Annotated in this window: 22 protein-coding genes and 1 pseudogene; 15 read left to right on the top strand and 8 right to left on the bottom strand. The window is 62.5% G+C overall.

Annotated features, from left to right (window positions below; translation table 11 throughout):
* The first annotated feature begins 86 nt into the window (after positions 1-86).
* The 3 genes from J3R84_RS03960 to J3R84_RS03970 all read left to right on the top strand — a co-directional run bounded on the left by J3R84_RS03960 (position 87) and on the right by J3R84_RS03970 (position 4,349).
* The gene (locus J3R84_RS03960; RefSeq protein WP_025426391.1) at positions 87-1,343 is read left to right on the top strand and encodes a cyclopropane fatty acid synthase; all 1,257 of its coding nucleotides are present in this window, start codon (positions 87-89) and stop codon (positions 1,341-1,343) included.
* A 172-nt stretch (positions 1,344-1,515) separates the two neighbouring features.
* Positions 1,516-3,822 carry a Tex family protein gene (locus J3R84_RS03965; RefSeq protein WP_025426392.1) on the top strand — a complete coding sequence of 769 codons (2,307 nt, stop codon included), beginning with the start codon at positions 1,516-1,518 and terminating at the stop codon, positions 3,820-3,822.
* A 209-nt stretch (positions 3,823-4,031) separates the two neighbouring features.
* Positions 4,032-4,349, top strand: coding sequence for a hypothetical protein (locus J3R84_RS03970; protein WP_203529448.1), 318 nt, complete (start codon positions 4,032-4,034; stop codon positions 4,347-4,349).
* A gap of 136 nt (positions 4,350-4,485) precedes the next feature.
* Here J3R84_RS03970 and rkpK read toward each other — a convergent pair whose 3' ends face one another.
* From rkpK to J3R84_RS03985, 3 genes are all read right to left on the bottom strand, one after another.
* Entirely contained in the window at positions 4,486-5,799 is a 1,314-nt protein-coding gene (gene rkpK / locus J3R84_RS03975; RefSeq protein ID WP_203529446.1) for a UDP-glucose dehydrogenase family protein, read from the bottom strand.
* Between the two features lie 72 nt (positions 5,800-5,871).
* On the bottom strand, positions 5,872-6,915 hold the full coding sequence (locus J3R84_RS03980; RefSeq protein ID WP_057211454.1) for an NAD-dependent epimerase: 1,044 nt from the start codon (positions 6,913-6,915) through the stop codon (positions 5,872-5,874).
* A 69-nt stretch (positions 6,916-6,984) separates the two neighbouring features.
* Positions 6,985-7,317, bottom strand: coding sequence for an ArsR/SmtB family transcription factor (locus J3R84_RS03985; RefSeq protein ID WP_025426396.1), 333 nt, complete (start codon positions 7,315-7,317; stop codon positions 6,985-6,987).
* 49 nt (positions 7,318-7,366) lie between these two features.
* On the opposite strand from J3R84_RS03985, the gene J3R84_RS03990 reads away from it, so the two are divergent.
* Together J3R84_RS03990 and J3R84_RS03995 are read left to right on the top strand one after the other, a co-directional pair.
* Complete coding sequence (locus J3R84_RS03990) at positions 7,367-7,849, top strand: SRPBCC domain-containing protein (RefSeq protein WP_025426397.1); 483 nt, start codon at positions 7,367-7,369, stop codon at positions 7,847-7,849.
* A 13-nt stretch (positions 7,850-7,862) separates the two neighbouring features.
* On the top strand, positions 7,863-8,219 hold the full coding sequence (locus tag J3R84_RS03995) for a glyoxalase/bleomycin resistance/dioxygenase family protein (protein WP_025426398.1): 357 nt from the start codon (positions 7,863-7,865) through the stop codon (positions 8,217-8,219).
* Between the two features lie 16 nt (positions 8,220-8,235).
* On the opposite strand, the gene J3R84_RS04000 is transcribed toward J3R84_RS03995, so the two are convergent.
* Positions 8,236-8,973: a L,D-transpeptidase gene (locus J3R84_RS04000; protein WP_025426399.1), complete on the bottom strand. Its 738-nt coding sequence runs from the start codon at positions 8,971-8,973 to the stop codon at positions 8,236-8,238.
* Between the two features lie 236 nt (positions 8,974-9,209).
* On the opposite strand from J3R84_RS04000, the gene recO reads away from it, so the two are divergent.
* From recO to J3R84_RS04025, 5 genes are all read left to right on the top strand, one after another.
* Positions 9,210-9,956, top strand: coding sequence for a DNA repair protein RecO (recO, locus tag J3R84_RS04005; protein ID WP_038576811.1), 747 nt, complete (start codon positions 9,210-9,212; stop codon positions 9,954-9,956).
* A 63-nt stretch (positions 9,957-10,019) separates the two neighbouring features.
* On the top strand, positions 10,020-10,529 hold the full coding sequence (locus tag J3R84_RS04010) for a PaaI family thioesterase (protein ID WP_057211453.1): 510 nt from the start codon (positions 10,020-10,022) through the stop codon (positions 10,527-10,529).
* A 253-nt stretch (positions 10,530-10,782) separates the two neighbouring features.
* Entirely contained in the window at positions 10,783-13,611 is a 2,829-nt protein-coding gene (locus tag J3R84_RS04015) for a DUF2339 domain-containing protein (protein ID WP_025426402.1), read from the top strand.
* Positions 13,612-13,620: 9 nt separating this feature from the next.
* Positions 13,621-14,277 (top strand): HD domain-containing protein, encoded by a 657-nt coding sequence (locus J3R84_RS04020; RefSeq protein ID WP_025426403.1) that lies wholly within the window; start codon positions 13,621-13,623, stop codon positions 14,275-14,277.
* Positions 14,278-14,356: 79 nt separating this feature from the next.
* On the top strand, positions 14,357-15,205 hold the full coding sequence (locus J3R84_RS04025; RefSeq protein ID WP_025426404.1) for an MOSC domain-containing protein: 849 nt from the start codon (positions 14,357-14,359) through the stop codon (positions 15,203-15,205).
* Positions 15,206-15,234: 29 nt separating this feature from the next.
* On the opposite strand, the gene J3R84_RS04030 is transcribed toward J3R84_RS04025, so the two are convergent.
* Positions 15,235-16,158, bottom strand: coding sequence for a phytanoyl-CoA dioxygenase family protein (locus tag J3R84_RS04030; protein WP_038576814.1), 924 nt, complete (start codon positions 16,156-16,158; stop codon positions 15,235-15,237).
* A 129-nt stretch (positions 16,159-16,287) separates the two neighbouring features.
* On the opposite strand from J3R84_RS04030, the gene J3R84_RS04035 reads away from it, so the two are divergent.
* Both J3R84_RS04035 and J3R84_RS04040 read left to right on the top strand, forming a co-directional pair.
* Complete coding sequence (locus J3R84_RS04035) at positions 16,288-17,154, top strand: helix-turn-helix domain-containing protein (RefSeq protein ID WP_025426406.1); 867 nt, start codon at positions 16,288-16,290, stop codon at positions 17,152-17,154.
* Between the two features lie 106 nt (positions 17,155-17,260).
* Positions 17,261-18,483, top strand: a pseudogene (locus J3R84_RS04040) (MFS transporter).
* Here J3R84_RS04040 and J3R84_RS04045 read toward each other — a convergent pair.
* Positions 18,400-18,591, bottom strand: a complete 192-nt coding sequence (locus J3R84_RS04045; RefSeq protein WP_203529452.1) for a hypothetical protein — start codon at positions 18,589-18,591, stop codon at positions 18,400-18,402. The pseudogene J3R84_RS04040 and the gene J3R84_RS04045 overlap by 84 nt on opposite strands.
* Positions 18,592-18,652: 61 nt before the next feature.
* Here J3R84_RS04045 and nadA point away from each other — a divergent pair, with 61 nt between their 5' ends.
* The 3 genes from nadA to nadC are packed head-to-tail and all read left to right on the top strand — an operon-like array spanning position 18,653 to position 22,344.
* Positions 18,653-19,732, top strand: a complete 1,080-nt coding sequence (gene nadA, locus J3R84_RS04050; RefSeq protein WP_025426408.1) for a quinolinate synthase NadA — start codon at positions 18,653-18,655, stop codon at positions 19,730-19,732.
* A 55-nt stretch (positions 19,733-19,787) separates the two neighbouring features.
* Positions 19,788-21,386, top strand: a complete 1,599-nt coding sequence (locus J3R84_RS04055) for an L-aspartate oxidase (protein WP_025426409.1) — start codon at positions 19,788-19,790, stop codon at positions 21,384-21,386.
* Positions 21,387-21,435: 49 nt separating this feature from the next.
* Positions 21,436-22,344, top strand: coding sequence for a carboxylating nicotinate-nucleotide diphosphorylase (gene nadC / locus J3R84_RS04060; protein WP_025426410.1), 909 nt, complete (start codon positions 21,436-21,438; stop codon positions 22,342-22,344).
* 113 nt (positions 22,345-22,457) lie between these two features.
* Here the strand turns inward: nadC and J3R84_RS04065 are convergent, their stop codons facing one another.
* Both J3R84_RS04065 and J3R84_RS04070 read right to left on the bottom strand, forming a co-directional pair.
* Entirely contained in the window at positions 22,458-22,700 is a 243-nt protein-coding gene (locus tag J3R84_RS04065) for a hypothetical protein (protein WP_025426411.1), read from the bottom strand.
* Positions 22,701-22,956: 256 nt separating this feature from the next.
* Complete coding sequence (locus J3R84_RS04070) at positions 22,957-23,937, bottom strand: NUDIX hydrolase (RefSeq protein ID WP_107028447.1); 981 nt, start codon at positions 23,935-23,937, stop codon at positions 22,957-22,959.
* Position 23,938: the final 1 nt, after the last annotated feature.

Genomic DNA, 23,938 nt, shown 5'->3' on the forward strand with positions numbered 1-23,938 from the left:
AACGCTTTCCCGGAAGCCCCGATAGAACCGGCCCCGTCGCCGCTCCTACGCAGCAGGACACAGGATGTGTCTGGCAGGGGTTGGATATGAATGCGGCATTGTTGAATTTGCTTCGCCGTCTGGTGCGCAAGGGCAATCTGACGGTGTTTTTTTCTGCGGGTGAGCAGGTCATTCTGGGTGACGGCTCGGGAAAGCCGGCAACGATCCGCATTGTCGATGCGGAAGCTGAAAAAGCGATCGCTATCGACCCGGGGCTTCGTTTCGGCGAGCTTTATATGGATGGCCGCGTCGTCATCGAGGACGGCGACATTTTCGATGTGCTCTCGATAGTAAAGGAAAACGGTCTGGAGAACGCCGCGACTGTTCCCAACACGCTGGTTGCTCTTCAGCATGTGTTGCGCCAGCAGGTGAAGAGCCGCATGCCGGTCAATCGCAACCGGCACAATGTCGCCCATCACTATGATCTCGATCGCAAGCTCTTCAATCTGTTCCTCGATCAGGACTGGCAATATTCCTGCGCCTATTTCGAGCCGCCGGGCATCTCGCTCGATGAGGCGCAACTCGCCAAGAAGCGCCATATCGCCGCCAAGCTGCTGCTTGAACCCGGGCAGAAGGTGCTTGAGGTCGGCTCCGGCTGGGGCGGGATGGCGATGTATCTTGCGGAATCCTCCGGCGTCGAGGTGACGGGCATCACACTCAGCGAAGAGCAGCTGAAGATCTCGCGCGAGCGGGCGGCCAAGCGAGGCTTGTCCGATCGTGTCCGCTTCGAGCTTCAGGACTATAGGACGATGCAGGGGCGGCAGTTCGACCGCATCGTGTCGGTCGGTATGTTCGAACATGTCGGCATCGGCAATTACGGCCGATTCTTTCGCAAGATCAGGGAATTGTTGAAGCCTGAGGGCGTGATGCTGTTGCACTCGATCGGGCAGGTCTACAAACCCTGGGCGACCAATCCATGGATCGAGAAATACATCTTCCCCGGCGGTTACATCCCGGCGCTTTCGGAGGTTCTGCCTTCCGTTGAAAAGACCCAGCTTCTCGTCAAGGATATCGAGATCCTGTCGATGCACTATGCCTGGACATTAAGGGCGTGGCGGGAGCGTTTCCTCGCGCGGCGCGAAGAGGCGGTAAAGCTGTTCGACGAGCGCTTCTTCCGGATGTGGGAGTTCTATCTCGCCGCGTCGGAGACGGCCTTCCTGCATGACAAGCACTTCATCTTCCAGCTGCAGCTGTCGCCGTCGCTCGATACGGTGCCTTTCGCACGCGGTTACATCGAGGCGAAGGAACGGGAACTGATGGAATTCGAAATGACCCGCCCGCCGCTTGAGCTGGTGGATATTTAACGCATGTCGCCCGAAAGTGCGCCGCGGTTTCGGTGCAACGACATCCTTAGAAAACACAGGTCGAGCGCACCTCTCCTGTGGAGTTCCGGTTTCGCCACGCAAGCCTTCACTTGGCCTTGAAGACCTGCGCCTTTATGGTCGCCGACTGAAAACAGGAAAGACGGATCCCACCATGGCCAGCCCAGCAAAACCCATCGCCGCCATCATTGCCAGCGAGATCAAGGCGTCGACCTCCCAGGTAATCGCCGCGGTGGAGCTGCTCGATGAGGGCGCGACGGTGCCGTTCATCGCGCGTTACCGCAAGGAAGTGACCGGCGGGCTCGACGACACGCAGCTGCGCACGCTGGCTGAGCGTCTGACCTATCTGCGCGAACTGGAGGCAAGGCGGGGTTCGATCATCGAATCGATCCGCGGACAGGGCAAGCTGACCGACGAACTCGAAGCCAAGATCGCCGCGGTGGAAACCAAGGCCGAACTCGAAGATATCTATCTGCCCTACAAGCCGAAGCGGCGCACCAAGGCGGAGATCGCCAAGGAGCGGGGCCTTGGGCCGCTTGCCGAAGCTATTCTCGCCGACCGGACGGTCGCACCGGCTGACCGCGCCGCAAAGTTTCTGACGGCAGATGTGCCCGATGTGAAGACGGCGCTTGACGGCGCGCGCGACATTATCGCCGAAGGCATGGCGGAGAATGCCGACCTGCTCGGCCGCCTGCGCAATCACATGAAGGGCGCGGCGTTCCTGCGGGCCAAGGTCGTCGACGGCAAGCAGGCGGCGGGTGCCAAGTTCTCGGACTATTTCGATCATTCCGAACGCTGGGCGACCACACCGGGTCACCGGGCGCTTGCCATGCTGCGCGGCTGGAACGAGGAGGTGTTGTCAGTCGATATCGTCGTCGATCAGGACGATACGTCTCCCGTCAAACCGGTCGAGCGCATGATTGCGGCCGCCTACAATGTCGGCGGACAGCTGCCGGGCGACAAATGGCTTTCCGAGGTTATCGGTTGGACCTGGCGCGTGAAGCTGTCGATGTCGCTGTCTCTCGACCTGATGCGCGAGCTGCGCGAACGGGCGGAAGAGGAAGCAATCCACGTTTTCGCCCGCAACCTGAAGGACCTGCTGCTGGCCGCTCCGGCCGGCTCGCGCGCGACGATGGGGCTGGATCCGGGCATTCGCACCGGCGTCAAGGTCGCCATTGTCGATGGTACCGGCAAGCTTTTGGAGACAACGACCGTTTATCCGTTCCCGCCGAAGAACGATGTCCGCGGCACGCAGGCCGAGCTGGCATCGCTGGTCCGCAAGCACAAGGTCGAGCTGATCGCGATCGGCAATGGCACCGGCAGCCGCGAGACGGAGAAGCTTGTCGCCGACATGCTTGCCCAACTGCCGGCGCCAAAGCCCACCAAGGTCATCGTGTCCGAAGCCGGTGCTTCGGTCTATTCCGCCTCGGAGACGGCCGCACTTGAGTTCCCCGGTCTAGACGTCTCCCTGCGTGGCGCCGTCTCCATCGCCCGGCGCCTGCAGGACCCGCTGGCTGAGCTCGTCAAGATCGAGCCGAAGTCGATCGGCGTCGGCCAGTATCAGCACGATGTCGACCAGTCGAAGCTCAACCGCTCGCTGGATGCGGTCGTGGAAGACGCGGTGAACGCCGTCGGTGTCGATGTGAATACGGCATCCGCACCGCTGCTTGCGCGCGTCTCCGGTCTCGGCAAGTCTTCGGCAGAAGCGATCGTCGCACACCGCGATGCCGCCGGACCGTTCGCCAGCCGCAAGGAACTCTTGAACGTCGCGCGTCTCGGCGCCCGCACCTTTGAACAGTGCGCCGGCTTCCTGCGCATTCCTGATGGCAAGGAGCCGCTCGATGCGTCGTCGGTCCACCCGGAAGCCTATGGTGTCGCCAAGAAGATCGTCGCGGCCTGCGGGCGCGATGTGCGCGCATTGATGGGCGACAGCGCGGCGTTGAAGCAGCTCGATCCGCGTGTCTTCGTCGATGAGCGTTTTGGCCTGCCGACGGTGAAGGACATTCTGGCCGAACTGGAAAAACCGGGCCGCGACCCGCGCCCGAGCTTCAAGACCGCGACCTTCGCCGAGGGCATCGACGACATCAAGGATCTGAAGGTCGGCATGCAGCTCGAAGGCACCGTGACAAATGTTGCCGCCTTTGGCGCCTTCGTCGACATCGGCGTCCATCAGGATGGCCTCGTTCATGTTTCGCAGCTTGCGGACCGGTTCGTGAAGGACCCCCATGAAGTGGTCAAGGCCGGCGACGTGGTTCAGGTGCGGGTGACCGAGGTGGATGTACCGCGCAAGCGCATTGGCTTGACCATGCGCAAGGACATCGGTGCCGATACGGGCCGCGAGGCGAGGGCGCCGGCATCGAACAACGGCAATCGCAGCGCGCCAGCGCGTCCGCAGAAGCCGCAGCAGCCGTCGCAGGGCGCCTTTGGTGCCGCGCTCATGGAAGCGATGAAGCGCAAGTAATACGGGTCGCCCAGAAGTCGTATCGGTTCCCGGGTTACTCTCCGTAAATTAGTCAATTGTAATATACGGATTGCTCCGCCATACTGATCTCGTGGCGGCACTTGTATCGTGTCGCGAGCAAGTGCCGATCATAACAATGCCGGTCAACGGCGGATGAGGTCAGCGGAAACTCCTTTTCCGCCGGGTTTCCCGGCGAAAGGAGGTGCGTCATGGGACGCAATATGATCCGTGGCCTCGCTCGAGCCGTCATATTGGCGGCCGCGGTGACGGCACTTCCAAACCCGGCAAGTTCGCAGGTGATGGCGAACTGTGCCGCGCGATCCGAAGTGATCGAATTTTTCATGCGACAGTATCAGGAAAAGCCTGCGGGGATCGGATTGATCAACCCGCATGCGGTGATGGAAATCTATGCCGCCGATAGCGGCACCTGGACCCTGATCGTCACGGATGTCACCGGCCGAAGCTGTGTCATCCTTGCCGGCAAAAGCTGGGAGGCACTGCCGCCCCAGCCGATACCGAAGGCATAGAGCATGTCGCGCAAAAGTGTGCAGCGGTTTTGCGATAACGACATGCGGCATAACAGGAAACTTTAAGTCTGTCGCCGCCTGTCGCAGACGATCGCCGGGCAGGGCGCCCGGCGTTAGATTCCGTGTCTTGCAGCCCTCACTGCGGCCGGCCGACGCTGGCATAGGCAAAGCCGTGCTTTGCAACTTCGTCGGGGCGATAGATGTTTCTGAGGTCGACCAGTACCGGCGCCTTCATCACGGCTTTCAACCGGCGGAAGTCGAGCGCGCGGAACTCGTTCCATTCGGTCACGATCACCAGCACGTCGGCCTCTGCGGCTGCCTCGTACGGATCCTTGGCGAAATCGAGACCGTCCATCAGTTTCTTGGCGTTTTCCATGCCTTCCGGATCATAGCCGACGACATGGGCGCCGGCGTCCTGCAGCGTCTGAACCACGGTGATGGCCGGGCTGTCGCGCATGTCGTCGGTGTTCGGCTTGAAGGTGAGGCCGAGGACGGCGACCTTGCGTCCGCGTACATCGCCGCCGGCAGCCGCGATAACCTTGCGGCCCATGGCGCGCTTGCGGTTGTCATTGATGGCGACGGTGGTCTCGACCAGGCGCACGGGGCTGTCGAAGTCCTGGGCGGTCTTGACCAGCGCCAGCGTGTCCTTCGGGAAGCAGGAGCCGCCGTAACCCGGGCCGGCATGCAGGAATTTTCCACCGATACGGCCGTCGAGGCCGATGCCGCGGGCAACGTCCTGCACGTTGGCGTCGACCTTCTCGCAGAGATCGGCCATCTCGTTGATGAAGGTGATCTTCATCGCCAGGAAAGCGTTGCCGGCGTATTTGATTAGTTCGGAGGTGCGGCGCGAGGTGAAGACCAGCGGCGCCTGGTTGAGGTAGAGCGGACGGTAGACCTCGGTCATGACGTCGCGGGCGCGCGCATCATCGTCGGCAAGGCCGATGACGATGCGGTCGGGGCGCTTGAAGTCCTCGATGGCGGCACCTTCGCGCAGGAATTCCGGATTGGAAACCACGGCGAAATCGGCGTCCGGGTTGGTTTCGCGGATGATGCGCTCGACCTCGTCGCCGGTGCCGACCGGAACCGTCGACTTCGTCACGATGACGGTGAAACCCTTGAGGTTGACGGCGATCTCGCGCGCTGCGGCGTAGACATAGGAGAGATCGGCATGGCCGTCGCCGCGACGCGACGGCGTGCCGACGGCGATGAAGATCGCGTCGCTGTCCGCGACCGCCGAAACGAGATCCGTGGTGAACGACAGGCGGCCGGACTGGACATTGCTCGCGACGAGATGGTCGAGGCCGGGTTCAAAGATCGGAATGCGCCCCTGCATCAGGGCATCGATCTTGCTTTCGTCCTTGTCGAGGCAAACCACGTCATGGCCGAAATCGGCAAAACACACACCCGAAACAAGGCCGACATAGCCGGCGCCGATCATCGTGACTTTCATCTGCTCTTCCTTTTGTTGCGAGAGCTTCGCTTATGCAAAGTGTGGCGACGGCAGTCGTCGCCGATGGTTGCCTCAGGCCTGCCGGGCCGGCGAGCCAGCCTTCTCGGAGCGACCGTAATATTCGTCATACCAGGCTGCAAAGCGCGCGACACCGTCTTCCACCGAAATCGACGGCTTGAAATCGGTGAGCGCCTCAAGCAGATCCGGAGACGCATAGGTGCGTGGCACATCGCCCTGCTGCATCGGCAGCATGTTGCGAAGCGCCGGGCGACCGACTGCCTTTTCGATCGTCTCGATGAAGGTCATCAGTTCGACCGGCTGGCCGCCGCCGATATTGACGACGCGGAATGGCGCCTGCCGCGACAGCGTGTCCTGCGCCTTTTCGGATGGCACCCGGTTTTCCTCCGAGGGGAGGACATGCGAAAGCCTGAGGATGCCTTCGACGAGATCGTCGATATAGGTGAAGTCGCGGCTCATGCGGCCTTCGCCGTAAATGTCGATCGGCCGGTCGTTGTGGATGGCGTCGATGAACTTGAACAGCGCCATGTCGGGCCGACCCCAGGGGCCATAGACCGTGAAGAAACGGAAGGCCGTCGTCGGCACCTTGTAGAGATGGGCATAGCTGTGCGCCATCAGTTCCATCGATTTCTTCGTCGCCGCGTAGATCGTCATCGGCTCGTCGGCCCGGTCTGTCTCGGCGAAAGGGATCTTTTCGTTGGCGCCGTAGATCGATGAGGTCGAGGCCAGCATCAGGTGCTTGGGGCCGATTTCGCGCGCCAACTCCAACATGTTCCAGGAGCCGATGAGGTTGGAATCGACATAGGCCTTGGGGTTTTCCAGGCTGTAGCGGACGCCGGCCTGGGCAGCCAGATGGATGATGACCTCCGGCTCGGCAAGCTCTGCGGCGTGGTTCAGCGCATCCCGGTCTTCCAGCATGCCGACGACCGCCTTGAAGCCGTTCGAGCGGGCGAGGATCGCGTGGCGCTGTTCCTTGAGCGTGACGTCGTAGTAGGGCGTCATTCCGTCGAAGCCGACGACGAAATGCCCTTCGTCGATCAGTCGCTTTGCAAGATGAAAACCGATGAAGCCGGCCGTGCCGGTGATGAGGTAGCGCAAGACGATATCCCCAGATTGCGTTGTCGCGCGTTCATACGAAGAAAGCAGGGCAATGGAAAGCCGAAACCGTCATTCCGAGGGGCGGTCGAGCCCTTGCTGAAGGGCGGAAAGGATCGACATCGCCTGGCCGGCATACTGGCTGATCCAACGATTGTGGATGGCCTGGATCGGCATGGCGTTGAGGTGGTTCCAGCGCTCGCGGCCCTCACGCTGAACGATCACCAGATCGGCGTCTTCGAGAACTCTTAAATGCTGCATGACGGTGCAGCGATCAAGGCTGTCAAACTGCTCGCAGAGCATGCCGGTCGTCTGCGGCTCATCCTTCAGGGCGTCGAGGATCTGTCGGCGCAGGCCGTTGGCGAGTGCCTTGAAAACAAGGTCATCTTTCGAATCGGTTGACATGTTATATTTTTATAACATATGCTGTGTCAGCACAATGGGAGAAGAGGTCATGTCTTTCGAATTTCGTGTGAATGGACGCATCGACCGGCCTGTCGCCGAGGTATTCGATGCCGTGGTCAATCCTGATCAGATCAGCAAGTACTTCGTCACCCTTGGCGGGGTCAGTGGGCCCTTGGTCGCCGGAACAACGGTTACCTGGTGGGGCAACGTGCCGATAGAGGTCGAGGCCGTGGAACCCCACGAGCGCATCGTCCTTCGCTGGGATGCGATGGTGGAGAAGGAGGAGGAGCCTTATCGCACCAAGGTCGAGATGCGCTTCCAGCCACTCGAGGACGGCGCCACCATGGTGACGATCGCCGAAACCGGCTGGCGCGAAAACGCGCGCGGACAGAAGAGTTCCTACATGAACTGCGAGGGTTGGTCGCAAATGCTGGCCTGCATGAAGGCCTGGCTCGAATACGGCATCAACCTGCGCCAGGGCTACTACGTCAGCGAATTGTCCGGGCAGCCCGCAACCGAGCCGCCGCTTTAAGGGAGATCACACGATGACGATTACGGGTGGTATCAACATCGCTATGAAGGTGCCGTCGCACCAATATGAGGCGGTCGTCGCCTTCTACCGCGACACGGTCGGTCTCGAGCCTTTCGACGAGAAGGCGCCGGCCAAGGGTTTTATCCTCGGTCCTAACAGGCTTTGGATCGACGAGGCGCCGAATTACAGCCAGGCGGAGGTGTGGCTCGAACTCTTCACCGACGACCATGAGGCCGCACTCGGCGGGCTTGCCGAAAAAGGCGTGGTGCGCTGCGATGCGGTCGAGGATCTCGGCGAAGGCTTTCGCGGCGGCTGGATCATGAACCCGGCCAACATTGTGCACATGCTGCGCACGCCGGACGCCTGGTAGGCGCCCGGCAGCGGGATTAGTAGGCGAACGGCTCGCCGGCGTTTGCCGGCGTCGACATTGGCGCGAGCGTCTCATTCATCGGCGCTTCCGCCTGCAGCACGACGACGCGCGAATCCTTCGGCACGCGGCTGTAGAGATCGATGATATCAGGGTTGAAGAGCCGGATGCAGCCGCTCGATACCGCCTTGCCGATCGACCAGGCCTCGGTGGTTCCGTGGATGCGGAACAGCGTGTCGCGGTCGCCCTGGAAAAGGTAGAGCGCGCGCGGCCCAAGCGGGTTGCGCACGCCCGGTTCCATGCCGCCGGCAAGCGGGCCGTAGCGTTCGGGTTCGCGCGCGACCATGCTGGAGGTGGGCGTCCAGCGCGGCCATTCGGCCTTGCGGCCGATACGGGCTTCGCCTTCGAATTCCAGGCCGGCCTTGCCGACCCCGATACCGTAGCGCATCGCCATGCCGCCGTCCTGGACCAGGTAGAGGAAGCGATTCTGCGTGTCGATCACGATGGTGCCGGGCGGCTCATGGGTCGCATAGGCAACCTGCTGGCGCAGATAGCGCGTATCGACCTTCCTGATATCGATGGCGTCGAGCGGAAACTTTTCGTCCGGCTTCGGTCCATACATCGCGACATAGTAGGGATCGGGTCCCTTCGGCTTCGCCGGTCCGCCGCTGGTCACGCAGCCTGCGAGCGTGGACGTGGCAAGAAGGAGGGCGAAGAGCTGCGCCAAGCGGCCGGCGCTGTTCCGGGACACACACATAATCGGGTCAATATTCCTGCTGATTGCATTTCGGGAGGGAGCGGACGTTGCCGCCGTGTACGGCCGTTCTAATGCCAAACATGGCCTCGGGGAGGCAAGAGCGCGACGGAATTGAGGCAATTGGTGAGTGTCACCGAAAGGCGACAGTGCGGAGGTCTGCGTGAAAGCGCTAGATCGCGATGCCAGACTGGCATCATCGCTTGATCCGCTTTCCATCGCGGGTGTATGCCTTTTTCATGCAATGGAGCGATCAGGCCATCATTCTCGGGATCAGGCGGCACGGCGAAAGCTCGGCCATCGCCGAAGTCATGACTGCGTCGCGGGGCCGGCATCTTGGCATGGTGCGGTCCGGCCGTTCGCGCACCATGCAGCCCGTCCTTCAGCCGGGAAATACCGTCGAATTGACCTGGCGCGCGCGGCTCGATGAGCATATGGGCGAGTTCCGCATCGAGCCGCTCGAACTCCGGGCGGCGCGGCTGATGGAGGCGGCCACGTCAGTCTATGGCATCCAGGCGCTGGGCGCGCTTTTACGCCTGCTGCCGGAGCGCGATCCGCATCCGCATCTCTATGAGGCGCTGGCCGTCATCGTCGATCACCTCGAGGATCCGGCCGATGCCGGTGAACTGTTCGTGCGCTTCGAACTTGCCGTTTTGAACGATCTTGGTTTCGGGCTTGATCTGACCGAATGCGTGGCGACCGGAACGCGCGAAGACCTGGCCTTCGTGTCGCCGAAGTCGGGCCGGGCCGTCTGCCGCGCAGCCGGCATGCCCTATGCCGACCGCATGCTCGCGCTGCCGGAGTTTCTCGCCGTCGAAGCGCGAAGTGCGGCCGACTATGACAGCCTTGCCGCCGCCTTCCGCCTGACGGCCTTCTTTCTCAACCGCCATGTCTATGAGCCACGCGGCCTCAAGGTTTCGTCCGCGCGCGATGGTTTCGTCAATGCGGCGCTCAAGGCATTGAGGCCTTCTTCTTCAGCCGCGTGATCGACAGCGCCGCGCGTCCGATCGGGCGTGTGAAAGAGGCTGTCACACCTCAAGGGAGTTTGCATGTTTCAAGAACTTTTCCCCGGCATGCCTGTATCCGGCATCGGCGTGCTTCCGCTGGATCGCGTTGCGCGCGACGGCGGCCTCAAGGTCATGCAGGATCTTTTGAAGGGCGACCTGCCGGCGCCGCCGATGTCGGCAACGCTCAAGTTTGGCCTGACCGAGGTCGAGGAGGGGCGGGTGGTCTTCAAGGGGCTGCCGACCGAGGAGCATCTGAACCCGCTTGGAACCGTGCATGGCGGCTGGACGGCGACGGTGATGGATTCGGCGCTGGGATGCGCAGTGTTCACGATGATGAAGCCCGGCGAGGCCTACACCACTGTCGAATTCAAGGTAAACCTGGTGCGGCCCTTGCTGCCCGGCATGGGCGAAGTCTTCTGCGAAGGCAAGATCGTCCACCGTGGCCGCACCATCGCCACGTCGGAGGCCTGGCTGCGTGATGCTGGTGGCAAGCTTCTGGCGCACGGGACGGAAACCTGCGCGATCTTCCCGATCGACAATCTGCGCCGATAGCAGCCGCCCTTTCCCCGACGCTGCAACGATCGTCGGCGCTCACATGGGCGCCGGCGGAAGTCGCATACGTGAGTGGGATGCCGTTGGCTGTGCCTCATAGCTGCTCGGCTGTCGCGACGCCGGCGCATCACGTGAATGAAACTTATACATTTCCGCGAAGAGATTGGGGCTCTCAACCGTCTATGCCTTTGGCGGTCGTGCAAAACTCTGTATGGTCGCGATCGGCCTGCGAATATTGCCGCCAGGGGAAAACATGATTGAAGTTATTGCCTTAGTCGCTTTTGTTCTGGCGCTCTCCGCCTTTTTCGGCGGCAGGAAGACAGCAGAACGGTTGGACAGCGAAGTCGCCGCGCTCAAGAAGGAGATCGCGCGATTGACGGCTGCGGCCGGGCTCGCAGCGCCGGAAGGCGATATCGCGTCGGAGCAGGCGGCAGCGCTTTCTGAACGCTCCGCCGATGCGGTGACCGACGATGATGAAGGCGTCGATGGGCTCTCGGCGAGCGCTCGCGAAGGCGCAAGGATCTTCGGCAATGCCGAACCGACCGAGCCCGAAACCGCATCCGACGAAGCCGTGGCCGCGAGCGTCGAGGCGACCTCCGTCGATGCAGCGCCATCCCGGCAGGTGGAAAGCCTGGAAAGCCGTCTCGGTGCCCGCTGGGCCGTCTGGGTCGGCGGCATCGCACTGGCGCTCGGTGGCGTCTTCATGGTCAAGTATTCGATCGACGCCGGTCTTCTGAGCCCTGCCGTCCGGCTGACGCTGGCCGCACTCTTCGGTTTGCTGCTGGCTGCGGCTGGCGAGGTCATTCGCCGTCGCGCCGTGCCCGTTATCGCCAACGAATTCCAGAATGCGATGATCCCCGGCATCCTCACTGCCGCCGGTGCCGTCACGTTGTTCGGGGTCGCCTATGCGGCTTATGACATCTATGGCTTCATCGGCACGGCGACGGCCTTCGTGCTGCTGGCGATGATTTCGCTCGCAACCGTCGGCCTGTCGTTGCTGCATGGGCAGGCGCTGGCCGGCCTCGGCTTGCTTGCCTCGCTGATCACACCGTTGCTGGTATCGAGCGATGAGCCGCGCCCCTGGGTTCTCTTCGGCTTCCTGTCGGTCGTGTGGCTCGCGACCTTATTGGCGTCGCGGTTGCGGCGCTGGATGGTCGTGCCGACGCTCGCCAATGTCGGCATCGGGCTCTGGGGGCTTGCCTATGTCACCGCGGTATCGCCCTTCGACGCGCTGCCGGTCGCCTTTGCGCTGCTGGTGATGATCCTGGGTGTCGGGCTGGTCTGGCCGGGTGCGATGGACACCGATGCGCCCAGTGAGCCGTTGCCTGAGCCGACGAACCGCCCGATTGCGGTTGCCGGCCCGTGGGAGAAGCTCTTCACGCCGGCCTATGCCGCCATCAGCGTTTCCGCGGCCATTGCCGCGACCGTGCTCGCTCTGATCTTCATCAGCCCGGCCGTCAGCGCCGTGGAATATCCCGTCAAGGAGTTCTTCGTCGTGGTCGCGGCCCTGGCCGCACTCGGCGCATGGCGGACGAATGCCGTCTATCCGGCCCTGCTGTCTGCCCTCGGCGCGATCGTCGGCATCGGCAGCCTGACGGCGCTGAGCGGCGTCCTTGCCTATCTCGACTCTTCGCTTGCCGGTGTTGCGCCGGAGATCGTTCTGCCCAGCCGAACCGCGACGCTGACGGCCTTGCTGCTGGCAACGCTGTTCGTGCTGTTCGGCGCATTCGTGCTCACCCGCCGCCTGCGCGAACACCCGCAGTTCGCTATCCTGTGGGCCGGCATTGCCGCCGTCGTTCCGGTTGCTCTGACCACGATGTCATTCCTGATGACCGGCAACTACACCTTCGATCTGCCGCACGGCCTTTTCGCGCTCGTTGTCGGTGGTGGTCTGCTGGCGCTTGCCGATTGGCTCTATCGCCGTGACGGCGAAGCAGAGGGCGTGGATATCGCCTCGAGCCTTCTGGTTACCGGCTCCTTTGCGCTCTTCGTGATCGCCTTGCATGCCTGGACCGATGGCCTCGTCACCACCCTGGCGATTGCGCTGCTTGGGACTGCCTATGCCGGCGCGACCCGTGTTCGGACCTGGCCAATCCTGCCCTGGATGACCGGCGCAGCGGCGATCGTCGTTCTTGGCCGTATCGCCTGGGAGCCGACGATCGTCGGCGCTGAAAACCTCGGCACCACGCCGGTGTTCAATGCGCTGTTGCCGGGCTACGGCATTCCCGCGCTCTTGCTTGTCGCCTCTGCCTATCTCGTCCGATCCTGGCCGGATGTGCGTGTGCGCAACCTGCTGCAGGCCCTGGCGAGCCTCTTCGTGCTGTTGACGCTGGCGATCCTCGTTCGCCATGCCATGAACGGTGGCGTGCTCGACAGCGCCGTACCGACGCTTGGCGAGCAGTCGATCTACACGTTGCTGGCGATCGGTGCCTCGGGTGTGTTCATGACGCTGGACATGAAGTCACCAAGCCCTGTCTTCCGCTACGGCGGCATGGGGCTTGGCGTGTTCTCGATGCTCTCGGTTCTCTCAGCGCATCTCTTCGGGCTCAATCCGTATTTCAGCGGCGAACTCTTGGGGGCCATCCCGTTCTTCGATCTGCTTTTGATCGGCTATCTCCTGCCGGGCATCGGTTATGCGGGCCTTGCCTGGTATGCGCGCGGCAAACGACCATTGCCCTACGTCATGGCGCTCGCCGTCAGTGGCGCGATCCTCGCTTTTGCATGGGCAACGCTTTCCGTCCGGCGCCTCTGGCAGGGGGAGAACATCGTGGACTGGAAAGGCTTCCTGCAGGGTGAGACCTACACCTATTCGGTCGTCTGGCTGGTGCTCGGCGTGCTGCTTTTGGTGTTCGGCTCGCGCTTCAATGCCAAGAGCATTCGCATCGCCTCGGCCGTGCTGGTCTTCATTGCCGTTCTGAAGGTCTTCCTGATCGACATGTCCAATCTCGAGGGCTTCCTGCGCGCGCTCTCCTTCATCGGGCTCGGCGGCGTTTTGATCGGCATCGGGCTGTTCTACCAGAAGATCCTTTCGGGCGTCGGCGTGACGCGGCAGTCGTCTGCTGCGCCGACACAGCCGCAATAGGTTGATGCCATGACTCGTAATTTTGCATTGGCGGCGGCATTCGCGCCGCATGCTGATCTCGCCGCCGTTCTCCTGCCGCATGCTTTTGCGGCAGATGACGGTTCGCATGATGCATCCCACCTGATCCGGGTCTGGAAGAACGCCGCCCGCATCCATGCCGAAGAGGGTGGTGACGAACGCGTGCTCTCCGCAGCCGTGTTGCTGCACGATTGCGTTTCTGTCGAAAAGAACTCGCCGCATCGCACGCAGGCCTCAAGGCTTGCGGCTGAAAAAGCCGCCGACATCCTGCGCGATCTCGGCTGGTCGGCTGAAGCCATATCGTCCGTCGCCCATGCAATTCTCACCCACAGCTTTTCGGCCAGCATCACGCCCGAGACGATCGAGGCGAAGATCCTGCAGGATGCAGACCGACTGGATGCGATCGGCATGGTCGGCGCTGCCCGCTGCTTCTACATCGCCGGGCGCATGGGCAGCGGCCTTTACGATCCGCTCGATCCGCTGGCAGAGGATCGAGAGCTCGACGACAAGGCCTTTGCCATTGACCATTTCGAGACCAAGCTGTTCAAGCTGGCCGATGGATTTCAGACGGCTACCGGTCGCAGGCTGGCGCTCGAACGCCAGCAACGGCTGCGCGATGTGCTTGCCATGATGCTGGATGAAATCTAAGCCTTTCAATCCATTACCGCCGTCCTGTGAATCAGATCGCGAACGGCCTGAATCTGTTTCTCAACGTGGAGCGTTTTCGATGAAGGTGACCGGACTGAACATTCATCCGCTGAAGAGCGGCCGGGCGATCCCGCTTGAGACGGTCACCGTCAATCTCGATGGTTTCGAGGGCGACCGCCGTTTCATGCTGGTGGAGCCGGATGGGCGTTTCATCACCCAGCGCGAGCTGCAGACGCTGGCACAGGTCGAGGCAAACCACATTGATGGCGGCGTGCAGCTGAAGATGGGCGACAAGGCACTCATCGTGCGCTTCGATCCTGACCAGCGGCTCGACGTGCGCGTCTGGGCAAGCGACGTCGATGCGGCAGTGGCCGACGATGCAACAAACGAGACGCTGTCGGGCTGGTTCGGCCGGCCCGTCAAGCTTGCCCATATGGATGCTTCGGCGGAGCGTTTCGTCGGTGCCGAGTGGGCCGGCACGGCAGCACCCGTCGGTTTTGCTGATGGCTTTCCGGTGCTGATCACCACCACAGGCTCGCTTGCCGATCTGAACCGTACACTTGCGGAGAAGGGGCAGGAGCCCGTCGGCATGGACCGGTTCCGCACCAACATCCTGCTCGATTGCGATGAGGCCTGGGACGAGGATTTCTGGGAGAGCCTGGAGATCGGCGGCATCCGCTTCGATTTCGTCAAACCCTGCGCCCGCTGCATCATGACCACCCAGGACCAGATCACCGGCGAACGCATCGGCGGCAATCCGATCCAGGGCCTCGCCGAAAAGCGCATGTCGGCCGACCGCCGCGTGGCGGGCGTGCTGTTCGGTTGGAACGTCGTGCCGCGCGGCGAAGGAACCTTGAAGCTCGGCGACGAGGCGCGGATTGTCGACCGGCGCCGGGAGCGCTGGCCGATGAAGGTGCGCGCTTCCTGAACCGGCGGAAGCCACCTACGATCTCCGCCTCAGAACCAGGGCGTTACGCCGAGCAGCTTTGCCCCGAGGTCCGAGAGGTTGGCGGGCGTGGCGTTGTGCTTTTCCCATTCGCGCGGATCGCCCGGAAAGGCGTCGCGCTTCGGATGGTCGAGCTCCCGCCAGAGCCGCACGCGTTCTTCGCGTTCGGCTCTGTTGTTCCACTTGGCTGGATGCATGGAGATGTACTGTGCCATGCGAACCCTGCCATCGGAATGGTTGGGCCGGACGCCGTGGGCAAGCAGGCTGTTGAAAATCATCAGGTCACCTGCCTCCATCTCGATATTGACGGTCGAAAGGCCTGACATGTCGGGGTGCATGGGGTCTCTGTCCGCCGGTTGGGTCTTTTCCCAGGTGGCGAAGTTTTCAAACAGCTCAGGAACACACTGAAAGCCGCCGACATCGCCATCCTGCTTCTGCAGGCTGAGCACGCCCTGGACGCCGATCGGCAGCGGACGGATCGAGGTGTCGACGTCCCAATGAATGAAACCGTTGGGATTTCCCTTGACCCTTTTCGGCGGGTTGAGGTTGGCGCGGTCGATCGTCACCCAAAGATCCTCCCGGTCCCAGATATCGACGAAGGCACCATAGATGCGCGGTTCCTGGCGATTGTCCCAGAGATATTGGTGATTGTAGATCTCCAGCATGCCGGTGTTGTTGAGTTCCTTCATCTTGTGTTCGCGGCGCTGCGGCGCGTACCAGGTCGAAGGGTCGGCTGGATCCTTCTCGTCGAAGCGCCAGAGCAGTTCGACGAGCCGCTCGACATTGGCTGCCGGCACGGCCTGCCGGACGATCACGTAACCCTTGGTGATCCAGTGCTGCCAGTCCTCCTCCGAGAGCACGCGCAACGGGAGGCGCTTCTTGATGTCCTTCAGTTGGGTTTCGGCGGCGGCTGTGGGGTGGCTGTCTCTGAGCATGCGCAAGGCCTCCTGTGCATCTGCGTCTTTCTGTCGATGCAGGCAGATTAGGCGTTCCGTGGCTGGCATGTTGCCTTCGTACGGCAAAGATTGGTACTAATCTGGCGTCATGATCCAGATGAGCGCAATATGAAGGCCGTTCTGCAGAAGATCCCAAGGCCCACGGAAGCATCCTCCATCCTTCTCGACCGACGGCTTGACGATTGCATCCCGTTTCAGTGGCATCACCATCCGGAATTCGAGCTGACCCTTACGCTGAACTCGCGCGGCCAGCGTTTCGTCGGCGACCACATCGGCACCTATGATGATGGCGATCTCGTGCTGGTCGGGTCGAACCTGCCGCACACATGGCATTCCGCGTCCAAGGTCGATGAGGGGGCGCCCCATGTGGCGCTGGTACTCTGGTTCCACCCGGAATGGGTGGAGCGGATGCAGGACGGCTTTGTCGAGCTCGGTGGCGTGCGGGCAATGTTCGATCGCTCCGCGCCCGGCCTGCAATTCTCGCAAGGAGCAGCCCGTCGCGTTCGGCCGCTGTTCGAGCGCCTGCGTACGCTCGAGCCTGAAGAGCGGTTGCCGGATGTCCTTGCGCTGCTGACGATCCTTGCGCGGGACGAGCATGTAACGCCATTGTCTAACCGGGTCGTCGCGCCCTCGGGCAGGGCCGTCGATCGTGGTCGCCTCGACCGCGTGCTCGATCACATCCACCTCACCTATGCCGAAAGCCCTTCGATGGACGAGCTTGCGGATATTGCCGCCCTCAGTCTCTCGGGCCTGCACCGCCTGTTCCTGCGCCATCTCGACATGCCGATCTCGGAGTATCTGATGCGGCTGAGGATCGGCGAGGCCTGCGCGCTTCTATCCGGCTCCGGAAAATCCATCGCTCATGTGGCCGAGGCGGTCGGCTATCGCTCGATCGCCAATTTCAACCGGCAGTTCAGGGTCCAGAAGGGTATGACGCCACGACTGTTTCGCCAGCGGTTTCAGCATGTCCGATGAGTGGCTTCCGGCCTCATCAATTCCGGTGATCGCGTCGTCAATTTAATTGGCTTTTATCTATTTTAGCGTCCGCGTAGGGTCGCGCTTCGTCATCAGGAGAAAACCCATGTCCGCCATTTCGGGAGCATCCGCGCCGTCGAGCGTTCGCCAGGAAATGCCTTGGCTGATTATTGTCGCCGGTTCGCTCGTTGCGATGCTCACCTTCGGTCCTCGCTCGGCGATGGGCTTCTTCCAGCTGCCGATGCTTGCCGAGACCGGTTGGGACCGCACGACCTTCGGTCTGGCAATGGCGTTGCAGAACCTCTGCTGGGGGCTGAGCCAGCCCTTCTTCGGCGCGATCGCCGACAAGTTCGGCACCTGGCGCGTGCTGACCATGTCGGGGCTTCTCTACGCCTCCGGCCTGTTCATCATGGCCCACGCCAATGCGGCGATCTGGTTGCACATCGGTGGCGGCGTCTTGATCGGCATGGCTGTCGGCTCCGGTTCGTTCGGCATTCTGCTCTCCGCATTCGCCCGCAACGTCACGCCGCACCAGCGCTCCATGGCCTTCGGCATCTGCACGGCGGCAGGGTCCGCCGGCATGTTTCTGTTCGCGCCTCTGAGCCAGGGGCTGATCTCCGCCTATGGCTGGTCGGACAGCCTTGTCTATCTCGGGGTGTTGATGTTGCTGGTGCCGTTGTTCGCCATTCCGTTGCGTGGAAACGCTTCCTCCGGCCGGCAGACGGAAGCGCAGTACAAGCAGTCGATCGGTCAGGCGCTGAAGGAAGCGCTCGGCCACAAGAGCTACCTGCTACTGGTCTCCGGTTTCTTCGTCTGCGGCTACCAGGTGGCCTTCATCACCGCGCATTTCCCTGCTTATATCGGCGACATCGGCATCGACGCCCGCTATGCGGTAATCGCGCTGGCGCTGATCGGGTTCTTCAACATCATCGGCTCGCTGTCGGCCGGCTTCATCGGCCAACATTATTCCAAGCCCTATTTCCTGGCGCTGATCTACATTGCCCGGTCGGTCGCGGTCACCGCCTTCCTGCTGCTGCCGCAATCGCCGACCTCGGTCATTGTCTTTGCAATCGTCATGGGCTTGCTCTGGCTTTCGACCGTGCCGCCGACAAACGCGCTCGTTGCCATCATGTTCGGGTGCTCGGCGGCATCGTCTTTCTCTCGCACCAGGTGGGTTCGTTCCTGGGCGTGTGGATGGGCGGATACCTCTATGACCGCTTCGGCTCCTATGATCCGGTATGGTGGCTAGGCGTGGCGCTCGGCCTGTTTGCGGCCGTCGTTCATTGGCCGATCGAGGAGAAAGCCGTTCCCCGGCCTGCCATGGCCTGAAGAAATCCGTGAACGGGGCGTCGCAAAATGCGACGTTCCGTTCTTGAATTCTGTCACAAAACTTTCTAAATCAATCCATGCGGCTTTGCCGCTTTTGTTTTGGTTCAATTATGCTCATTTTGAGCATAATTGAAGAGCCGCCCAGGAGAGGGGCGGAGAGGAGATCTCGATGACGCGCCTTGACACCCGCACGCAGGCCGTGGCGAACCCGGTTCTTGTAAGCGCCGCCCAGCGCTTCGGCGTCATCGAAAGACCCGAGCTTGCTTTCACACCCGCAGTCGCGCGCGAGACGGAGCATCTTTACGAGAAGGTGAAGGATTTCATTCCGGCGATCGAGTGGCCGGTCTATGCGCCTTACGTTCACGCCATCAACCGGCTGAAGAAAGAGCGCAACGCCGTCATCCTCGCGCATAACTACCAGACGCCCGATATCTTCCATTGCGTCGCCGATATCGTCGGGGACTCGCTGCAGTTGGCGCGCGACGCCAGCAAGGTCGATGCCGAGATCATCATCCAATGCGGCGTTCACTTCATGGCGGAGACCTCCAAACTGTTGAGCCCGGAAAAGACCGTGCTGATCCCTGATGGAAAGGCCGGCTGCTCGCTGTCGGAATCGATTACCGGCGCGGATGTACGGTTGCTGAAGCAGCGTTACCCCGGCGTTCCCGTCGTCACCTACGTCAACACCTCCGCCGACGTGAAGGCCGAGACGGATATCTGCTGCACCTCGTCGAACGTGCTTGCGGTCGTTGAGAGCTTCGCATCGGACACGGTGCTGTGCATCCCGGACGAATATCTGGCCATGAACGTCGCACGCCAGACCAACAAGAAGATCCTGACCTGGAAGGGCCACTGCGAGGTGCATGAGCGCTTCACCGCCGCCGAACTGCTGGCCTACAAGGAAGCCAATCCGGGCATCGAGATCATCGGCCATCCCGAATGCCATCCGGATGTGATTGCCGTTTGCGATTTCGCCGGCTCGACATCGGGCATGATCAACTACGTCAAAGACCACCGGCCGTCGAAGGTCCTGCTCGTCACCGAATGCTCGATGGCATCGAACATCCAGGCCGAGATCGAAGGCGTCGAGTTCATCAAGCCCTGCAATCTCTGTCCGCACATGAAGCGCATCACGCTGCCGAAGATTCTCGACAGCCTGCTCACCATGACGGAAGAGGTTCTGGTCGATCCGGCGATCGCCGATCGGGCGCGCCTTGCAGTCGAACGCATGGTCAACCTCAAGCAATAACACCTGCCGGGCGAAAGGCCCGGCATACAAGCATGCGCTGGAGGAGAGCCGCACCATGCTGAGAGATCATTTCCGTCCGCAATCCTTCAACGGGATTGACGATATCGTCATCGTCGGCGGCGGCCTTGCCGGCCTCTTCTGCGCGCTGAAGCTCAGCCCCCGGCCGGTAACCATTCTCGCCGCCGCACCGATCGGCCACGGCGCCTCGTCGGCCTGGGCGCAAGGGGGGATCGCTGCGGCGATGAGCCCGGGCGACACTTTCGAGAAACACGTCGCCGACACGTTGACGGCGGGGGCCGGCATCGTCGACGAGAAGATGACGCGCATGATGGTGGCCGAAGGTCCCGCGCGCATTCACGATCTGCTGGAATATGGCGTACCCTTCGACCGCGATCTCGAAGGCAAGTTGATCCTGTCGCGCGAAGCTGCCCACTCCGAACGCCGCATCGTGCGCGTCAAGGGCGACATGGCCGGCAAGGCGATCATGGAAGCGCTGATCACGGCTGTGCGCAACACCCCGTCGATCCGCATCATCGAAGGCTATGTGGTCGAAGAGCTGGTGCGCGAAGGCCGCTTCATCTCCGGCGTCATCGCCCGGCCGGATGCCGGCCAGGCGAAGAAGCGCGTTTCGTTTCCGGCGCGGGCCGTGGTTCTGTGTTCCGGTGGCATCGGCCACCTCTATGCGGTGACAACCAACCCTTGGGAAGCTTGCGGCCAGGGTCTCGGCATGGCGGCGCGGGCAGGGGCGATCATCGCCGATCCGGAATTCGTCCAGTTTCACCCGACGGCGATCAACATTGGCAAAGACCCGGCGCCGCTTGCGACCGAGGCGTTGCGTGGCGACGGCGCCCAGCTTATCAACTCGGCTGGGCATCGCTTCATGCTTGACATTCACCCGGACGGCGAGCTTGCCCCACGCGACATCGTCTCGCGCGGCGTGTTCGCCGAGGTCCAGGCCGGTCGCGGCGCCTTTCTCGATTGCACCAAGGCGGTCGGCAAGCATTTCCCGGACATGTTCCCGACAGTCTATGCCTCGTGCATCGGTGCCGGCATCGATCCGGTGACGCAGCCGATCCCGGTCGTACCGGCGGTGCACTACCACATGGGCGGCGTGCTGACGGATGCTGAGGGCCGCACCTCGATCGACGGTCTTTGGGCAGCCGGCGAAGTGACGTCGACCGGCGTGCACGGCGCCAATCGGCTGGCCTCCAATTCGCTGCTGGAAGCGGTGGTTTTTGCCGCCCGCATCGCCGAAAACATCAAGGGCACCCTGCCGACGCCGCAGCTTACCCAATGGGGCGACAATGCCGGCGAAAACGACGACCCGGTCACGGTCGAAGACAGCCCGCAGCTCACGATCCTGCGCAGCCTGATGAGCGACTGCGTCGGCGTGGTGCGCACGCGCGAAAGCCTGTTGCGGGCGATCCGCGAAATTTCGGCGCTCGAGCGCGACAACACCCGCATGCGCTTCACCAACATCATCACCACCGCCAAGCTGATCGCCGTCGGCGCCCTTCGCCGCACCGAGAGCCGTGGTGGCCACTACCGCGCCGATTGCCCGACGGAACAGCCGGAATGGCGGCGCAGAACCTACCTGACGCTTGCGGAAGCGAACCGTCTGGCGGCCGACGTCGCGGAAGCCGAAACGGCCTGAGCATGGCGCGCAATAGTCACTTGAGAATAGAGACAGGACCAACGACCAGATGACTGCAGCCCTTCGCCCCGAACTGCCCGCCCTCATGGTCGAGGATCAGGTGCGTGCCGCCTTGCTCGAAGATCTCGGTCGCGCCGGCGACATCACCACCCTGTCGACGATCGGGCCGGAACTGTCGGCAACGGCTGGCATGAACGCCCGCGATCCCGGGGTGATTGCCGGGCTTGAGCTGGCGCGGACAGCGTTCCGCTTCGTCGATCCGTCCATCGTCTTCGAGGCTCTGGTTTCGGACGGAGATCGTGTGACACCGGGAACGGCGATTGCCCGCATCTCTGGTCGCGCCCGCGGGCTTCTGTCGGCCGAGCGCGTTGGCCTGAACTTCCTCATGCATCTCTCGGGCATTGCCACCTACACCGCGAAATTTGCCGACGAGATTGCCCACACGCGCGCAAAGGTCTGCTGCACCCGCAAGACGATCCCTGGCCTGCGCGCGCTGGAGAAATACGCCGTGCGTCTCGGCGGTGGCTCCAATCATCGCTATGGCCTCGACGACGCCGTGCTGATCAAGGACAATCACATCGCCGTCTCCGGCGGCGTTGCCGGCGCCGTCCATGCGGCGCGCGCCTATTGCGGTCATCTGGTCAAGATCGAGATCGAGGTCGATGGCCTCGACCAGATGCGCGAGGCGCTGACTGCGGCACCGGACGTCATCCTGCTCGACAATATGGGACCGGTGCGCCTGCGCGAAGCCGTCGCCATCAACGCCGCCCATTGGCAGCTTGGCGACGAGGCCTATGCCGCAGACCCGCGGCGCACGCGCCTGGAAGCTTCCGGCAACGTCAGGATCGACACGGTACGTGCCATCGCCGAGACCGGCGTCGACTATATCTCGACCTCCAAGATCACCATGGCCGCTCCGACGCTCGACATCGGTCTGGACGTAGCGATCAAGCACTGAGGCGCTCCGACGCGTAAGCGCCGCGATAATGCTTGAAGCGCGCCGCATAGGGCCCTGAATCGATTCCGGTTTAAGGAGTTGTTTAGTGGCCGTCGGCGCAGTTGAGGCCGACGCTAGCGCTGCATGATGAAGGGGCAGACGACGCGTTTGTCGATGGTGATCTCCGTGCCGCAGTCATAGCGACAGATCTTGAACTGCCCTCGCATGTCCTGGCCGTTGAGGTTGCAGATCGTCACCTGGCCGCGGCCCATCTGGTTGTTCTTGAAATAGTCGGGGATCGCCTTGTTCCCCTGCGGGTTCGGCAGGAGAGGCTGGTCCGTCAGGAGGCTGGTGAGCAGCGCAAGCGCAAGCAGCATGTGTTCTTCCCTAAAGCATTTCCAGAAAAAGTGCGGAGCGATTTTCCGTTCGGAAATGCGTTAAAACAAAGAGGTAGAGTGCTTCTTTGACTCCGTTTCAACCGGAAGCGCTCTAGCCGGCCACAGAGCCGGCACCATATCCAATTGAACGAATGTAGCGCGCATTGGCCGAAGTGTTAGATGCAGTCCGCACATTAAACCCGCCGCAACGATGTCATCGCCAGCATAAATCCCCAGTCGTTTCTGCCTGCGCGTTTCATGCGGAGGATGAGCGGCCGCCCACCTTGAGGCCGGGTGCGGGCCGTTCGTCGAGGATTTGCCGGCGGAAGCGGAACAGCGCCGCAGGCCTGCCGCCGGTCGACGCCAGCGTCATGCCGGTCGGCTCGACCAGCTCCGCACCTTCGACCAGACGCCGAAAATTCTGCTTGTGCAGGTGGCGGCCGGAAATGGCCTCTACCGTTGCCTGCAGATCGGTGAGGGTGAATTCGGGCGGCATCAGTTCGAAAATGACCGGCCGATATTTGATCTTGCCGCGCAGGCGGGCGATCGCCGTTGCGACGATGCGGCGGTGGTCGTGGCGCATGGCCTGCCCGGCGGCAGCGTTGTCCTGCTCCCGGCTGCGGCCGTCAATCACCGCTTCGCGCACGAGACCGGCCTCGTAGAGCAACTCGTAACGCTCCAGCACCCGTTCCTCGTCCCAGGGGAAATCGTCGAGGCCGAAGGCAAGCCGGATGCGTGCGCGCCGCTGCGCGCTTGGCGCCATGCGCTCGTCGTCTGATGTGGCAAGCTCCCACCGCGAGAGCGCGGGCAAAATCAGCTGGTCGAGGATGGCAGGGCGGCCCTGCCGCCAATCCTCCCACGGCAGGTAGCCGTACCAGTCGCGCCAGTGCGCGCCGGCCTCGGCCAACCGCTCGGTGTTCTCGGTATCGGTTCGCGTCAGGGCGAGATAGCCGACCGAGACCATGTGCTTGCCTTCTTCGCCCGGCAGGCGCTGCCGTCCGCGGTCGCCGAAGGTGTAGAGCTGCTCGATATAGCCGAGCTTGAGCGCCGTGCGTTTTTCCACGCGGTCGCGCAGACTGGTCTCGAAGGTGCGGTGAAGAGCAGGGTCGAAGGGGCCGAAGGGCAGGCTGTCCCTCGCGTCGCCATCCGCCTCGTTGACGGCCAGGATGCGCGGGCTGCGGCTGACGACGGCAACGATGGCCGCGTTGAGACCGATTTCGACGGTGACGGCCCGCATC

This window comes from Ensifer canadensis, from assembly GCF_017488845.2.
Classification (GTDB): Bacteria; Pseudomonadota; Alphaproteobacteria; order Rhizobiales; family Rhizobiaceae; genus Ensifer; species Ensifer canadensis.